The organism is Ruegeria sp. CJ6, from assembly GCF_056536665.1.
In genome coordinates this window covers 18,469-34,252 of record NZ_JBQFQB010000007.1, presented here as the reverse complement: position 1 = coordinate 34,252, position 15,784 = coordinate 18,469, and the positions used below count along the sequence as shown (strand labels likewise).

The 15,784-nt window shown below is 57.1% G+C and carries 15 protein-coding genes; 13 read left to right on the top strand and 2 right to left on the bottom strand.

The genetic code is table 11. The features are described from left to right. The first annotated feature begins 70 nt into the window (after positions 1 to 70). The 5 genes from ACR0BT_RS18110 to ACR0BT_RS18090 all read left to right on the top strand — a co-directional run bounded on the left by ACR0BT_RS18110 (position 71) and on the right by ACR0BT_RS18090 (position 2,899). Complete coding sequence (locus ACR0BT_RS18110) at positions 71 to 550, top strand: UPF0262 family protein (RefSeq protein WP_170398457.1); 480 nt, start codon at positions 71 to 73, stop codon at positions 548 to 550. Positions 551 to 553: 3 nt separating this feature from the next. Beyond that, positions 554 to 1,006, top strand: a complete 453-nt coding sequence (locus tag ACR0BT_RS18105) for an arsenate-mycothiol transferase ArsC (protein WP_170398460.1) — start codon at positions 554 to 556, stop codon at positions 1,004 to 1,006. A 2-nt stretch (positions 1,007 to 1,008) separates the two neighbouring features. Beyond that, a complete protein-coding gene (locus ACR0BT_RS18100; protein WP_170398462.1) occupies positions 1,009 to 1,407 on the top strand; it encodes a ketosteroid isomerase-related protein in 399 nt (132 codons plus the stop codon). Then, positions 1,400 to 1,993, top strand: coding sequence for a GNAT family N-acetyltransferase (locus ACR0BT_RS18095; RefSeq protein ID WP_170648417.1), 594 nt, complete (start codon positions 1,400 to 1,402; stop codon positions 1,991 to 1,993). Before ACR0BT_RS18100 ends, ACR0BT_RS18095 begins: the two co-directional genes overlap by 8 nt. A gap of 144 nt (positions 1,994 to 2,137) precedes the next feature. Then, positions 2,138 to 2,899, top strand: coding sequence for a hypothetical protein (locus ACR0BT_RS18090; RefSeq protein WP_170513804.1), 762 nt, complete (start codon positions 2,138 to 2,140; stop codon positions 2,897 to 2,899). Between the two features lie 56 nt (positions 2,900 to 2,955). Here the strand turns inward: ACR0BT_RS18090 and ACR0BT_RS18085 are convergent, their stop codons facing one another. After that, positions 2,956 to 3,729, bottom strand: coding sequence for a FadR/GntR family transcriptional regulator (locus ACR0BT_RS18085; RefSeq protein ID WP_223117410.1), 774 nt, complete (start codon positions 3,727 to 3,729; stop codon positions 2,956 to 2,958). Between the two features lie 330 nt (positions 3,730 to 4,059). Between ACR0BT_RS18085 and ACR0BT_RS18080 the strand changes: the two genes are divergently transcribed. The 3 genes from ACR0BT_RS18080 to dld all read left to right on the top strand — a co-directional run bounded on the left by ACR0BT_RS18080 (position 4,060) and on the right by dld (position 9,004). After that, complete coding sequence (locus tag ACR0BT_RS18080; RefSeq protein ID WP_170513809.1) at positions 4,060 to 5,112, top strand: TRAP transporter substrate-binding protein; 1,053 nt, start codon at positions 4,060 to 4,062, stop codon at positions 5,110 to 5,112. Between the two features lie 128 nt (positions 5,113 to 5,240). After that, complete coding sequence (locus tag ACR0BT_RS18075) at positions 5,241 to 7,307, top strand: TRAP transporter large permease subunit (RefSeq protein ID WP_480763768.1); 2,067 nt, start codon at positions 5,241 to 5,243, stop codon at positions 7,305 to 7,307. Positions 7,308 to 7,321: 14 nt separating this feature from the next. Beyond that, positions 7,322 to 9,004 (top strand): D-lactate dehydrogenase, encoded by a 1,683-nt coding sequence (dld, locus tag ACR0BT_RS18070; RefSeq protein WP_480563077.1) that lies wholly within the window; start codon positions 7,322 to 7,324, stop codon positions 9,002 to 9,004. A 33-nt stretch (positions 9,005 to 9,037) separates the two neighbouring features. On the opposite strand, the gene ACR0BT_RS18065 is transcribed toward dld, so the two are convergent. Continuing rightward, the gene (locus ACR0BT_RS18065) at positions 9,038 to 9,661 is read right to left on the bottom strand and encodes a DnaJ domain-containing protein (RefSeq protein ID WP_170398478.1); all 624 of its coding nucleotides are present in this window, start codon (positions 9,659 to 9,661) and stop codon (positions 9,038 to 9,040) included. 107 nt (positions 9,662 to 9,768) lie between these two features. Between ACR0BT_RS18065 and ACR0BT_RS18060 the strand changes: the two genes are divergently transcribed. The 5 genes from ACR0BT_RS18060 to ACR0BT_RS18040 all read left to right on the top strand — a co-directional run bounded on the left by ACR0BT_RS18060 (position 9,769) and on the right by ACR0BT_RS18040 (position 15,755). Continuing rightward, positions 9,769 to 10,023 (top strand): BolA family protein, encoded by a 255-nt coding sequence (locus ACR0BT_RS18060; protein WP_170425697.1) that lies wholly within the window; start codon positions 9,769 to 9,771, stop codon positions 10,021 to 10,023. Positions 10,024 to 10,185: 162 nt separating this feature from the next. Continuing rightward, on the top strand, positions 10,186 to 11,289 hold the full coding sequence (locus ACR0BT_RS18055; protein WP_170425699.1) for a cytochrome-c peroxidase: 1,104 nt from the start codon (positions 10,186 to 10,188) through the stop codon (positions 11,287 to 11,289). Between the two features lie 11 nt (positions 11,290 to 11,300). Continuing rightward, a complete protein-coding gene (locus ACR0BT_RS18050; RefSeq protein ID WP_480763767.1) occupies positions 11,301 to 12,485 on the top strand; it encodes a cytochrome-c peroxidase in 1,185 nt (394 codons plus the stop codon). A 5-nt stretch (positions 12,486 to 12,490) separates the two neighbouring features. Beyond that, positions 12,491 to 13,060: an arsenate reductase (azurin) small subunit gene (locus tag ACR0BT_RS18045; RefSeq protein WP_170425700.1), complete on the top strand. Its 570-nt coding sequence runs from the start codon at positions 12,491 to 12,493 to the stop codon at positions 13,058 to 13,060. A gap of 13 nt (positions 13,061 to 13,073) precedes the next feature. Continuing rightward, complete coding sequence (locus tag ACR0BT_RS18040) at positions 13,074 to 15,755, top strand: arsenate reductase (azurin) large subunit (RefSeq protein WP_480763766.1); 2,682 nt, start codon at positions 13,074 to 13,076, stop codon at positions 15,753 to 15,755. The last annotated feature ends 29 nt before the right edge of the window (positions 15,756 to 15,784 follow it).

The following is a 15,784-nucleotide window of genomic DNA, read 5'->3' as shown; positions in this document are numbered from 1 at the left end:
GCTTCTGTACGTTGCTCAATGAAAATCGTTGTTATAGGTCTGTGCAGACGCAAGGATTGTGACCGTTAAGATGACCCGTATTTCGCATATCGAACTGGACGACCGAAATCTGCCCCCGCCGACACCGGAGATCGAGCAGGAGCGGAAGGTCGCCATATATGATTTGCTTGAAGATAACTCGTTCACGCTGCCAGCACGCGACGATCGGATGATCCCCGACGGGCCCTACCATGTGCAGCTATCAATCCGTGATAAGCGACTGGTTTTCGATATCGCCACCGAAGCCAGCGAGAAGGCGGCTGAGTTTCATCTGTCGCTTGGTCCATTCCGGCAGGTCGTAAAAGACTATTTTCAGATCTGCGAGAGCTATTTCGATGCGGTGAAAACACTGCCGCCCAGCCAGATCGAAACGATCGATATGGCTCGGCGCGGCATCCACAACGAAGGCAGCCGCGTGTTACAGGAAAGGCTGGAAGGCAAAGCTGAGGTTGATACTGATACTGCCCGCCGCCTCTTTACGCTCATCTGCGTCCTTCATTTTGGAGGCTAACGGGTGACGCCTCTGCCGCAGTCCATTCTGTTCTGTTGCGACCACAATTCGGTTCGGTCACCCATGGCCGAAGGCATCATGAAGAAGTTTTACGGCACCGGCACCTATGTGCAATCTGCTGGCGTGCATAACGATCTTGAGATCGATGGGTTCTGCATCGCAGCCTGTCAGGAGATTGGCGTTGAGCTGTCCCGTCACCGCTCGCGTTCTTTTGACGAAATGGAGCAATGGGGCGATGACCTCAGTTCATTTGATCTGATCGTGGCCCTGTCACCCGCCAGTCAGCGAAAGGCGCTGGAACTGACGCGGTTTTTTCACCTGGATGTCGATTATTGGCCAATTATGGACCCTACCGGACTAGGTGAAACCCGTGAGGACAAGCTACGTCATTATCGACAAACCCGCGATCAGATCATCGCGCATCTGAAAGACCGCTGGGGCGAACCGACGGAGTGACCATGAACCCGACCGTGAAAACTTATTTTGATGCCTTCAATGCCGGTGATGTAGATGGCATGCTGGCCTGCCTGTCGGATGACGTGGCCCATCATGTCAACGAAGGTCAGATTCGCGTCGGCAAAGAGAAATTTGCCGCCTTCTGCGCGCATATGAACCGCTGTTACCGCGAGAACCTGACGGATATCGTGATCTTCGAGGCCGAAGGCGGTACCCGTGCTGCGGCTGAGTTCATCGTCAACGGAACCTATCTGGAAACTGATGAAGGTCTGCCAGAAGCGTATGGGCAGACCTACCGCTTGCCTGCGGGTTCGTTTTTTGACCTTAACGACGGGAAGATCACCCGCGTGACCACGTTCTACAACCTTGCGGACTGGACCAAACAGGTCTCGAATGGCTGAGATTTCGCAGGTCCGCGCAATGACCGGATCGACATTGGTCGACGCGTTGGATGAAGTCGCGCGTCTGCGGATCGACGTATTTCACGCCTGGCCATATCTCTATGATGGCGATCTGAAGTATGAGCGGAAATACCTGCAGTCTTACGTCGATAGCGCCAGGGCCATCGTTGTCGGAGCGTTCGACGGTGATACTTTGGTAGGTGCTTCGACGGGTGCGCCCTTGACGGATCACGCCGACGATTTCGCGGCCGCGTTCGAAGGCTCGGGCCTGTCGCTGGGCGACATCTTCTATTGCGCAGAATCGGTTCTGCTGCCGGAGTATCGCGGACAGGGCGCAGGCCATACGTTCTTTGATCTGCGCGAAGCCCACGCCCATGCGATGGGATTCACCAAAAGCGCCTTCTGCAGTGTAGTACGCCCTGACGACCACCCCATGCGACCAGATCATTACCGCCCGTTGGATGCCTTCTGGCGCGCGCGGGGTTATGCGCCGCTTCCTGGCGTCGTGGCGCAATTCTCGTGGAAGGATCGAGGCGACGATTGCGAAACCCAAAAGCCGCTTCAATTCTGGATTCGGGATTTATAAGCCATCCATGCGCGTCGCGCCGGGTGTTTGAAACGGGTTGTGGCATTGTGAGTTGGCGATGACATGTGCGGCCGAATTTGCCTGAAACACCCTGTGATTGTATAGTTTCACTTATTCAATTGCGCGTTTTCATGGGGAAATTTGATGAAGTCCGTTTTCAATCGCCTGATTCCGGCCTTGGTGCCGCTGACTTTGATCACCGGTTGTGCCTACGAGAACAGGGCCTTTAATGCCGAGCAAACCGTGCTGTCGAATACATCGGGAGACGTTATCCAGCACGCTGTAGGGATCGGGGGTGCGTTTGAAACGGCACCAAAAACATTTCAGTCCACAAGCCTGTTGCTTGAACGCGGTCCTATTCGTACGTCGTATTATGCGCTGCAACTTTCAGATGCCTACAAAAGGCTGGGCGACGAAGCAGCGCGCAATCGGGACCTGACAGCGGCGGCACTGATCACTGTAGCAGGCGGTGCCGCGCTTGGAAGTGCGGCCTCGATCTCAGGGAAAGACCTGGCCTTGGTCTTGGCCGGTGGAGCTTTGATCAATGAAGGCGTTAAATACGTAAACCCTAACAGCGCGGCGCAGGCTTTCTACGTGGCATCCGAGTCAATGGCGTGCGCAAGCGCTGCGATTGCCGCCCATGTACCTGTGGACACTCCACCCGACATTCGTGTGTCTTCTCTGACCCTTTGGTACATTCGAAAAATTGAGGTTTTGCTGCGCGCGGGATTGAAGCGGGACGTACCGGATTGGAACACGTTGCTCAAAAACCTTGGTTTGACGAGGCAAGGAGCCAATGAGGTGGACGCTCTGCGAGCTGGAGACATAAACCTCAGTGCATTGGAAGTAGACTTGGAAAAGTGCCTGAGGCGAGAACCGGTCGAGAAAGGCAAAGCCAAGACTTAGTACGTCGTGCGGGAGACTTTTCCGTAGAACAAAAAAATACGCCTCTGTTTTTGACCTCAATCCGAAAACTGCCGCCGTTTTGCTGCGCGGATCTCGCGAGCTTGTTGTTCTTGTCCTACGCGAAATGAATCCTCGACGAAATCCATATGCGTGCGTGCGGCGGTTTCTGCGCGGTCCGGGTCGCCGTCGATGATGGCCTGCGCGATTGCCTTGTGCTGCTCAAGCAACGCTTCACCCGTGCCGTCCATCGAGCGCAGGAAGCGGCGGTTGTAGAACACGCCTTGGCGCGTGAGGTCATAGATGGATGCCATCATGTGGATAAGGGTCGTGTTTTGGCTCGCATCGACAACGGCGGCGTGCAGTCGAAAATCAGCCTCTTCACTGGCATCCTGATCGTCATTCTCCCAGGCTCGCTGCATTTCATCGATGATTTCTGCGATCCGTTCCTTGTCGGACTGTGTGGCGCGCTGTGCGGCGAGGCGGCTGGCAAAGGCCTCTTGCTCGCGCCGGTATTCAAGATAATCGTAGAAAGCACTGCCGTGCCGGGCATAGAGAGACAGAAGGGCGGGCGACATGGCACGACCGGTCAGTGGGGCGATAAAGGTGCCCTCGCCATGTCGCACGGTCACCAAGCCGCGATTTTCGAGGATTTGGAGTGCTTCGCGCAGCTTGGGGCGTGAAACGCCTAGGGCTTCCGCAAGCTCCCGTTCAGACGGGATTTTGCGACCCTCTTTCAGGATTCCATCAACAATCATTGTCTCGATTTGTGCGACGACCGCATCGGCAATTGATTCGTGACCAACGGGATCAAAGAGGCTGTTCGTGCTCATAATTCCTGTCCGGTAGTTAGATTAAAGATCGTCGAGGTTGTTTATAATATTTACCACTAGCTTTCGGCATTGCAAGAAAAACTACCCAAAAATACGGATGCTCGCCGCGCATATAAGCGTTTGTTTTTATTGAGTGTCACAAAATTATTCGAAAACTCCGGGTTATGAAAGGTCAATCTTGGTTATGAGCCACATCACCACGGCGTAGCCAAATTGGTAAATTAAATTGTTGACTGAATAACAAGGTAAACAATATTTACCACTTAAGCCGTGCTCGCGGCGAGAGTGACAGCCAGACCACCGGCTGATCTTTACCTTGGAGGAGAACCCATGAAGACCACCCTGACATCGCTTGCCGTTGCGGCCTCGCTGCTGGCAGCCCCGGTTGCCCACGCGGCGGATAAGATGCTGCTAAAAACCCCAATCGCGTTTTCAACCGCTCTACCGGGCCTCGGCTCGCCGATCCCGCGCGTGGCCGAACAGCTGGACCTGATGTCCGGCGGCACGCTGAAGATGAAGGTTTACGAACCGGGCAAGCTGGTCCCGCCGTTTGAAATTCTGGATGCGGTGTCTTCAGGCAAGATCAATTCGGGCTATACCACCGCCGGCTACTGGGCGGGTAAGATCCCGGCTGCACCGTTGTTCTCGGCCGTTCCGTTTGGCCCCGAGGCGGGCGAATACATGGCGTGGCTGTACTATGGCAACGGCATGAACCTGTATCAGGAGATGTATGATCAGGCAGGCTTCAACGTCCATGTCATTCCCTGCGCAATCATCGCCCCCGAAACCTCGGGCTGGTTTGCGAATGAGATCAACAGCCCCGAAGACCTGAACGGCCTGAAAATGCGCTTTTTCGGTCTGGGTGGCGAAGTGATGCAGAAGCTGGGTGTGGCCACCTCGCTCCTGCCCGGAGGTGAAATCTTCCCGGCGCTGGAAAAAGGCGCGATCGACGCGACCGAATTCTCGATGCCTGCCATCGACGCACGCCTCGGTTTCCACAAGTTGGTCAAGTACAACTATTTCCCCGGCTGGCACCAGCAAGCGACGGTGTTTGAACTGATGATCAACAAGGACGTCTGGAACGAAGCCAGCGATCAGCACAAAGCGATCATCGAAAATGCCTGTAAGGCTTCGATGGCTGACAGCTTTGCCGAAGGTGAGGCGATCCAACACGCTGCGCTGCTGGACAACGTTGAAAACAATGGTGTTCAGATCAAGCAGTGGAACGACGAGATGCTGTCAACCTTCCGCGCGACCTGGGAAGAGGTTGCCGCAGAACAGGCCGCCAACGACGAATTCTTTGCCAAGGTTCTGGCCGACATGAACGAATTCCGTGACGGTTATGCGGTCTGGAAAGAGAACGCATTCCTCCCCCGCAAGTAAATTTGCCACTTGCGATTATCCGGGGGCGGCTTCCTTCCGCCGCCCTCGGACCCTTCTGATTTTCTTTATTTTCCCCAACGACCCGGGCGCATTCACGTCCCCACTGCCAAACTCTTGAGGAGGAGACCATGGCCGAGACACAGCGTCATCAGGACGACCCAATTGAAGTCTATGAGAGTATCCTTGAGCATGGTGAGCCCGATCGTCAAAAGCTGGCAGTAGCGATCGACAACGGCGTCAAAGCGGTAGGTCATGTGGTCATGTGGGCCAACCTGTTGCTGGTTGGGGCCATCGTTTCACAGGTGGCGATGCGCTATCTACTGAACCAGAACTATCCCAAACTAGACGAGATCCAGTGGCATTTCTACGGGTTGGTGACGATGGTCGGCATCTCGTATGCGCTGGTCACCGACAGCCATGTGCGAGTGGACTTGCTGCATATGCAACTCAGCCAGCGTGCGCGGCGGATTATCGAGATCATCGGAATTTTCACCCTGCTCGTGCCGTTCATCTATCTGATGATCGATCAGGGGTATGACTATTTCTACGAAAGCTGGAGGGTCAACGAATCCTCGGACAGCCCCACCGGCCTGCCCGCGCGTTGGGCTTTGAAAGGTGTGATCCCGGCCAGTTTTGTATTGCTGGCATTGGCTGCGGCGGCACGGCTGATCCACGATGTGCACGCCCTGTTCGTCAATCTCGACGAGGAACGGCAGGGCAAGGGCCTGCGTCTGATCGTCTGGGCGCTGGTGTGCTTTGCTCTGGTGGCGACCGCGCTGACCTTCCTCGTTGAAACAACCGAGGAAAAACTGGTCATCGCCATGTTCCTGACCTTCATCGCGCTGCTTTTCACCGGGTTCCCGGTGGCGTGGACACTGGCCGGGGTTGGCGTTGCCTATTGCGGTCTGGCCTATCTGTTCGACAACGGCCTGATGAACTGGACCAGGCTTGAGGAAACGCTGACCGGTCTGGACTATCTGACGCTGGGCGCGGTGGTGAACCGTGTCTATGCCACCATGTCAAACGCGGTTCTGGTGGCGCTGCCAATGTTCATCTTCATGGGCCTGATGTTGGACGAATCCGGTGTGGCCGAGCGTTTGATGTCCTCGATGCAGCGCCTGTTCGGCACGGTGCGTGGCGGGCTGGCGATCACGGTAACGATGATCGGCATCATTCTGGCCGCCTCGACCGGGATCATTGGGGCGTCTGTGGTTCTGTTGGGCGTGCTTTCGCTGCCGTCGATGATGGAGCAGAAATACAGCCCCTCATTGGCCGCCGGTGTGGTCAGCGCTTCGGGCACGCTGGGCATCCTCATCCCGCCGTCGATCATGCTTGTCATCATGGCGGACCAGATGGCGCTATCGGTCGGCGACCTATTTATGGCTGCAGTGTTCCCCGGCGTGATCATTGGCGCGCTCTACCTGACCTATATTTTTGTCATCGCCCTGATCAAACGCGACGTGGCCCCAGTACCCGAAGGCGCAACCCGTCCTGACTGGAACGCAGTCAAGGACGTGCTGATTGCAGTCTTGCCGACGCTGGCCCTGATCCTCGCCGTGCTGGGCTCGATCTTCGCGGGTTTGACCACACCGACCGAAGCCTCGGGCGTGGGCGCGTTGGGAGCCACTCTGCTGGCGCTGGGATATCGCAAGCTGACGCTGGCCAAGCTGGTGAATGTGCTGAAAGCAACGTTCAACACCACCGCCTATATCTTCGCGATCTTCCTTGGTGCGACGGTGTTCTCCTATGTCTTGCGCGAACTGGGCGGCGACGCGCTGATCGAAGATATGATCCACGGTACCGGGCTCGGCCCAAATGGCACTGTCTTCATGATCCTGTTCATCGTCTTCCTGCTGGGCTTCGTGCTGGACTGGATCGAGATCACGCTCATCGTTCTGCCCTTGATGCGCCCCATCGTGAACGGGCTGGGTCTGGATATCGACGGCTTCGGTGTCATCGATGAACCTGCGCTGGTGTGGTTCGTAATCCTTGTGGCGGTGACGTTGCAGACCTCTTTCCTGACACCTCCGGTTGGATTTGCGCTTTTCTATCTGAAAGGGGTCTGCCCGCCCGAGATCAAGCTGACTGACATCTACAAAGGGATTATCCCATTCGTGATACTGCAGCTGACCGGCCTGTTCTTTGTCTTCTTGTGGCCACAACTGGCCACGTGGTTGCCCTCGGTCGCGTATTAACGGAGGGTAGCGGGATGAACGATGCCGATCTGATCAAGCGTCTTCAGGCCATTTGTGGGCGGCGGCGCGTTTTGACTTCGTCGCGCAGCACCCGCCGCTTTCGCCGGGGGTTCAGATCGGGTGAAGGGGACGCGCTCGCGGTGGTTCAGCCCGCTACGCTGCTGGAACAATGGCAGGTGCTGCAGGCCTGTGTTGCCGCTGACAAAATTGTCATCATGCAAGCCGCCAATACCGGCCTGACCGAAGGGTCTACGCCCAAGGGTAGCTACGATCGTGATGTAGTGTTGATCAACACGCGGCGGATGGACGATCTGCATCTGATCAATGATGGCAAGCAGGTCATCAGCTTTCCGGGCAGCACACTGTTTGCGCTGGAAAAGCTGCTGGACCCGATTGGCCGCCAGCCGCATTCGGTGATCGGATCTTCGTGCATCGGTGCCTCAGTCGTTGGCGGGGTGTGCAACAACTCGGGCGGTTCGCTGGTCGAGCGCGGCCCCTCCTATACCGAGCTGTCACTGTACGCGCGGATCACTCAGGACGGCGAGCTTGAGTTGGTCAATCATCTAGGCATGCAATTGGGTGATACACCCGAAGAAATCCTGACCCGGCTGCAGAACGGTGATTTCTCAGCAACTGATATCGACACCGACAATCGCAAAGCCTCTGACACCGATTACGCCCGTCGGGTGCGTAATGTGGATGCTGAAACGCCAGCACGCTTTAACGCTGATAAGTCGCGTCTATACGAAGCAGCGGGCTGCGCGGGTAAACTGGCGGTTTTTGCGGTTCGGCTGGATACATATGCCAAGAACGAAGCAGAACGTACTTTCTACGTCGGGGCGCACGACACCGAGGCATTCACGGAATTGCGCCGTCGCATCCTGTCCGACTTCAAAACCCTGCCGGTCAGCGCTGAATACATGCATGAGGAGGTATTCGATATCTCTGACCGCTATGGCAAAGACACCATGGTGATGATTGACAAGTTGGGAACCGACCGTTTGCCCACTTTCTTTGCGCTGAAGGGCGCGGTGGACGCGCGTTTGGAAGGCATTCCGGTTCTCGGCAATTTTACCGATCGTTTCATGCAGTTCGCGATGCGACTTTGGCCCGATATCCTGCCGCGCCGGATGCGGGCCTATCGGGATCGGTATCCGCATCACCTGATACTCAAAATGCGCGATGGCGGTATCGATGAAGCGCGCGATCTACTCAATGACATGACTGCCGAAGACAAGCTGGATTTCTTTGAATGCGACCTGCGTGAGGCAAAAATCGCTGGGCTACATCGTTTTGCTGCCGCAGGTGCAGCCATTCGTTATATGAAGGTTCATGCAGCCGAAGTGGAAGATATCATCGCCCTAGATATCGCGCTGCGCCGCAATGACGTCAACTGGTTCGAAGACTTGCCAGCTGAGATCGCGGATCAACTGGTCGGCAAACTCTACTATGGCCACTTCATGTGTCATGTTCTGCATCAGGATTACATCGTCAAGAAAGACGCAGACCCGAACGCGTTGAAGGCCGCAATGCTAAAGTTGCTGGACAAACGCGGCGCTGAATACCCGGCCGAACATAATGTTGGCCATCTCTATGCAGCCAAACCCGATCTGGCAGCTTTCTACAAGTCGATCGATCCCACGAACAGTATGAACCCGGGAATCGGAAAGATGTCCCGCAACAAGCACTATTCGTGAGACGGAACGCCGCTGACCCGTATCCGTTGGATACTACTTGAAGCTGCGGCTGTCCTTGATCTGATCCCAGGCCCAGACGACCTCTTGCAACTGCTCTTCCTGAGATCGGTCACCACCGTTCATATCCGGGTGCAGCACCTTGATCAGCTTCTTGTAGGCTTTGCGAATCTCTGCCTTCGACCAGCTATCTTGCGCTTCGAGGATCTCAATCGCGCGGCGCTCGGTCGGTGGCAGGCGTCGACCGCCGGAATTGGCGCGGCCGGGGTTTTTGGTGGCGTTTTCGCCTAGAACCTGATGCGGGTCCTCGATCCCCAGACGTGCCCAGGCACGGGCCTCGGGATCGCCCATCGGTTTGGTCTCACGCTCCCACACTTTGTCCTTCGAACGCTGCGCGTTTAGTTCGGCCTCGGTGGTGCCGTCGAAGAAATTCCATTTCTGGTTATATTCGCGCACATGTTGCTGGCAGAACCAGAAAAAATCATCCAGCACGTCCGGAGCTTTGGGCGCGCGAAACTTACCGGGTTCTTCACAGCCCTCATGATCACAGATTCGCACCGAAGTTTCGGACGCACCTGACATACCCCGACGGCCGCGCGGCTTCTTTTTCTTAGCGCTCGACACGGACATATCGAATCCGAAGGGATCTGACTTTACCATCTGCACAACCTCACGAAGGCATCTTTTCGACTCGGAGGCAGCAGTTTAATCTAAGCAGCCGAAAGTAGAAGAGGGGGACGGCAATTTATTTGCCGTTGAGCATAAAAATGAGCGTGACCGACGAAATCCGTGAACGATTGCAGGCAGCATTTAACCCGCGTGAGCTGGAGGTGGTTGACGACAGCGAGAGCCATCGTGGTCACGCTGGATATCAGGAGGGCGGTGAGAGTCATTTCAACGTCCTTATTCGTTCTGCGGCTTTCGAGGGGCAATCCCGCGTTGCCCGCCATCGCGCAGTACATACGGCATTGGGGGATATAGTCCCCCGTATCCATGCGCTTGCTCTGGATATCGACATCTGACAGTCGCGGCCTTGGTTCAGATAAGCGACGATTACGTCGCCAATTCTCTGCGGATTTAATCTCGATCAAGGCATCGCGATACATGACCCTCTAATATTCGCCTCGTCGATCTCCGGTTAACCGGAGCGATCAGATTTGCGGATAATGAGGGCTTTTTAAATGATGACCAAAGCCAGAACGTGGTTCTCGGCACTGTCGACAGTTTCATTGCTGTCGGTGGGTGTTGCGTTCCCGGTTCACCATGCCCAGGCGGAACAGCCGGGCCCGGTAGAAGCCATTGAGTTCGACCAAGCCAAGGCGGCACTTGGCAAACGTTTGTTTTTTGACCCGCGCCTGTCTGGCGACACCGAACTGTCCTGCGCCAGCTGCCACCAGCCGGAAAACGGCTTTACCGACGGGCAGGCCCTATCGGATGCCTATGCCGGCAGCCTGCATTTCCGCAACGTGCCGACGTTGATTAACAGCGCCAAGCGCGCCGCGTGGTTCCATGACGGGCGCATTGGCACCAACCTCAACGACGCGACCCGCGAAAGCATCACCGAGACATACTCGATGAACATGGATATGCGTTTGATGCAGGAACGCATCAAGCAAGATCCGGTTTATGTCGAGATGTTCGAAGCCGCCGGATTTGGCGAGCCGTCGAACGGCGGGGTCCGTAACGCCATCCCGGAATATCTGAAAACGTTGATTTCGCGCGGCGCGCCGTTCGATACCGGCGAGATGTCGGAAGACGCCAAGGCGGGCTATGAGCTGTTCAATGCCAGCGGCTGCAATTCCTGCCACTCGGGCGAGCGGTTCACGGATGATCTGCCGCACAATATCGGCGTGGGCGACAACCCCGATATCTGGGCGACCCCGGAACGTCACATCACCTTTGTGACCATGATGAAGTTCCTCGGCGTCGAGAATTACATGAACCTGCGCGCCGACCCCGGTGCGTATATCCGCACTCACACCGCCGATACATTCGGCACGTTCATGACCCCCACGCTGCGTGAGCTGACCTATACCGCGCCATATATGCATAACGGCTCGATTGCGACGCTCGAGGATGTGGTGGCCTTCTACAACGCCGGTGGTGGCGAAGATGAAAACAAGGATCCGCGCATCAAGCCACTTGGCCTCAACGAGACCGAACAAGCACAGCTGGTGGCCTTCCTTAAGGCGCTGTCTGGTGAGCCGCTGACCGGCCCCGACTTCGTCGCCGAGGACATCGATACGGATTATGCGCCGATCGAAAACTGGCAAGACGCGACAAACTGAGGAGTGGACCCATGAAAGACCTAAAGTCTTACCTTTCAGGCACAATCGCCACCGCTGCCCTGTTTGCCGTCCTAGGTGCACAGGCGATTGCGGAAACCAGCATGGAGATTGAGGCCGGCATCGGTGGCGCAGACCCCGATGTAGACTCGCCGCTGGTGGCGCTGGGCGAGCCGCCGATCCCGCTGGACAACCCGCAAACCGACGCCAAGATCGAACTGGGCAAGATGCTGTTCTTTGATGCCCGTCTTGGCGGGAATCCGTCGACGCCCTGTTCGGCCTGTCACATGCCAGATGTCGGCTGGGACGTCGAGGCACCGATCTCGTTCGGCTATCCGGGCACGACCCACTGGCGCAACAGCCAGACCATCGTGAACTCGGCCTATTACGGCAAGCTGTTCTGGGCAGGTTCCTCGAAAAGCCTTGAGAACCAGGCCAAATCCGCCGCAGGCGGTGCGGTCGCCGGCAACGGCGAGGCCGACATGATGGAGGCCCGTCTGGCCTTTGTCCCCGAATATGTCGAACGCTTTAACGATGTCTTCGGCGATCAATGGCCGCGCATCAGCAACGCATGGCGCGCCATCGCAGCGTTTGAACGGACCATCGTTCAGACCGACACGCCCTTCGACAACTATCTGCGCGGGGATGATGCGGCGCTAACCGACGAACAGAAACGCGGGCTGGAACTGTTTACCGGCAAGGCGCAATGTTCCGAATGCCATAACGGTGCGTTGCTGTCGGATGAAAAATACTACAACACCGGTGTGCCCGCCTATGACGGTTGGCAGGACGATGGTCTGGCGCAAGTGACCTTCCGGTATGAGCTTTACGCCAAAGGCTCGACCGAAGAAATGTACCGCCACACCAAGGACGACCCCGGCTTCTATTTCCGTACCAAGGAAAAGGCCGACAAGGGGAAGTTCCGCACGCCAAGCCTGCGCTACACCCTTTATACCGAACCCTACATGCATAACGGCATGTTGGAGACGCTTGTGGATGTGGTCGAGTTCTACAACCAGGGCGGCGGCGAGAATGAGTTCTCGGCCAATAAATCTCCGCTGATCCAACCCCTTGGCCTGAATGATCAGGAAAAAGCGGATCTGTTGGCGTTCCTGAAATCCCTGTCCGGTGACGAGATTCTGGTCGAAGAACCTGATCTGCCGGATTACCAGCCGCTTCCCGCGGCAGCAGAGGAGTAAGCGTCATGAAAGATCATAACGCAACCGGATGCAGCTGTTCGGGCGAGGCCAAAAAGGCCTGCACCGTGAACCGCCGCCAGTTCCTGTTCGCCTCGGGTGCCACCACCTTTGCCGTGATGGTGACCATGCCCACCCGCCATGGCCAGGCGGAACAGGTGCCCGCTTTGGTATCGACCTATCCGCGCAAGCTGATCGGCAAACTGTCCGAACTGGAACAGGATGTGCCGGTCGAGTTCTACTACCCGGACGAGGGCGACTATTCGGACTCGATCCTTGTGAAAACCGGCGTGGAAAGCGGCGGCGGCATTGGTCCGCAAAAGGATGTTGTGGCCTTCAACCTCACCTGCACCCATCAGGGCGGGTCGATGTATGACAGCTACAAGCCTGAACATAAGGTGCTGGGCCCGTGCCCGTTGCACCTGTCCACCTATGACGTGACACGGCACGGCATCCTCGTCTCGGGGCAGGCCTACCAATCGTTGCCACAGGTCCTTTTGGAACTGGATGGTGACGATATCTACGCCGTTGGAATGTTCGGCCTGATCTACGGCCGTTACGACAACCTCATTGCATAAGGGAAGCGGAATCATGGCAACCCCGTATTACGTACCCGAAACCAACGTTCCGCTGCCGCCCAAAGGGGCCGAGGTCATCTCGACCGCCTGCGACTACTGCATCGTGGCTTGTGGTTACAAAGTCTATCGCTGGCCCGTGACGGCCAAACCCGGCGGCCCCACCGCGGACGAAAACGCGTTTGGCGAGGATTTCCCTGTTGCACCGCTGGGTGCCTGGGTCGCGCCGAACCAACACAATATCGTCCTGCACAAAGGTCAGCCGCACCACGTTGTGATCATCCCCGACAAGGACACGCAATACGTCAACACCGACGGCGACAGCTCTTTGCGGGGCGGGTGTATCGCGCAGAAATGCTACAACCCGCAGACGCCCACTCGTGACCGTCTGAAGACGCCGCTGATGCGAATCTATGGCACGCTGATGCCGGTTCCGTGGGATCTGGCGCTGGATGTTGCGGCTGAGGTGGGCAACCACGTGATCGCCAAACACGGCACCAATGCCTATGGTGTGAAGACTTTCAGCTATCAATATATCGAGAACACCTATGCGATCTCGAAATACGCGCTGCGCCATATCAACACCGCAAATTTCACCTTCCACGACACGCCGTCCGACGTGACCTCGACCCCCGGTTTCCGGGACGCGGGTTTCGACAACTTTGGTCCCTCGTACGAGGACTGGCGGGATGCGGAAACCCTTCTGGTCTGTGGCACCGACCCGTATGAGACCAAGACTATCCTATATACCCAGTGGATGATGAAGGGGATGCAGAACGGTCAGAAAGAGATCTATCTGATTCCGCGCCGGTCTGCCGGTGTGGCCCATGCTGAAAAGATGGGTGGCCTGCATATCGACGTTCTGCCCGGCACCGACCTTCTGGTCGTCAACGCCATCGCCCGCGTCATCGTGGAAAATGGCTGGGAAGACAGCGACTGGATCAAGAAATGGGTCAACAACAAGTGGGAAAGCTCGTCGGGCTTCGGTCAGGGTACGCGCAACACGCCATGGCAGTGGCGCACGACCTGGGGCAAGTTCCAGACCAAAGGCTTTGAGGATTGGAAAGAATGGCTGCTGTCGCAGGACGAATTCGCGCCTGAAACCGCTGCAGCCATGGCCGAGATCGACGTGCAGAAAATCTATACTGCCGCCGAATGGCTTGCCAAGCCCAAGGCGGATGGCACCCGGCCCAAGACCTCGGTCATGATCGAGAAAGGGTTCTACTGGTCGAACAACACCGGCAACACGCAGGCGATCTCGGCTCTGGGCATCATCTGCGGCTGTGGTGGTCGTCCGGGTCAGGTGATTGGCCGGGCCGGTGGTCACCAGCGGGGCGGCGTGAAGGGCGGGAAATACCCGCGCAACAAGTCGCCCGAGAAACTGCCGGGTCGCCGTCGCCGCGCCATGGATACGGACCGGTATCTGATTGCAGGTCATACCCGTATGGCCCATGTGATCGGCACCACATGGATTCAGGCGATGTGTGGTTCGCAACAGTTAGCTGACAAGTTCGAGGAACTGACCGTCCGCAACCCGCATCAGATTGCGTCTTTCGACAAGCAAGAAATGATCGACACGCTGAAGGCCCGCGCCGACAGCGGCGGTATGGTGGTCATCAACCAGGACATCTATCTGCAAGATCCGATCGGCAACCGCTATGCCGACATCGTGTTCCCCGCAGCGACCTGGGGCGAAGAGGACTTTCTGCGCGCCAACGGCGAACGCCGCCTGCGCCTGTATCAGAAGTTCTATGATGCGCCCGGTGCGGCCAAGCCCGACTGGTGGATCATTGCGCAACTGGCACAGCGGATGGGCTTTGACGGGTTCGACTGGCAGAACTCGAACGAGGTTGCCGAAGAGGCCGTGCGCTTTACGCGCGGGTCGCGCAAGGACTTCCACGCGGTCTACCGTCTGGCAAAGAAAGAGGGCAAGGGTCTGCACCAGAAGGTCCGAGAATTCGGCACCGATGGTGTGCAATGCCCGGTCATGCTGGATGCCGACGGTGTCACGCTGATTGAAACCAAGCGTCTGCATGACACAACCCGCACGCTGCCTGATACTGGTGCGGCTGGTGCGGATGTATTCAACAAGAAGCTGACGCACTTCAACAGCCAGACCGGCAAGTGCAACATCCAGAAATCGCCGTGGGACCTGTTCTCGGATTACTGGGAATGGCTGAAACCCAACAAGGACGAAGGCGAGTTGTGGGCCACATCCGGTCGGATCAACGAACGCTGGCAGTCCGGTTTCGACGACCGCCGCCGCCCCTATATCGTGCAGCGCTGGCCGGAAAACTGGGTCGAGATTCACCCCGACGATGCGGCCGAGCGTGGCATCGAAAGCGGCGACTATGTGATGGTTTATTCGGAGCGCGTTCCGGGTAACAAGCACACGCTGCTCGGTGTGGAAGGCGACGACTTCCAGTTCTCGAAACTGATGGAGAACGGGCATATCGAACTGACCAAAGCGGCGATCACCGCCGTGGCCATGGTTACGCCCGCCATAAAGAAAAGCGTCGTTTACATGGACTTCCTGCACATGCAGCAGCCTGCAAACGCGCTTGAGGGCCGGATCGTCGACTGGATCAGCGGCAACTACAACTACAAGATGGGCGTCGCCAAGGTCCGCAAGCTGGGGCCGAGCCCCTACAAGACCTCGTTCCGCACGATGTCCTTCGCGCCGCGCGATATCGCCTGACGCTTTTCCGGGGGGCGGACGCCATGCCG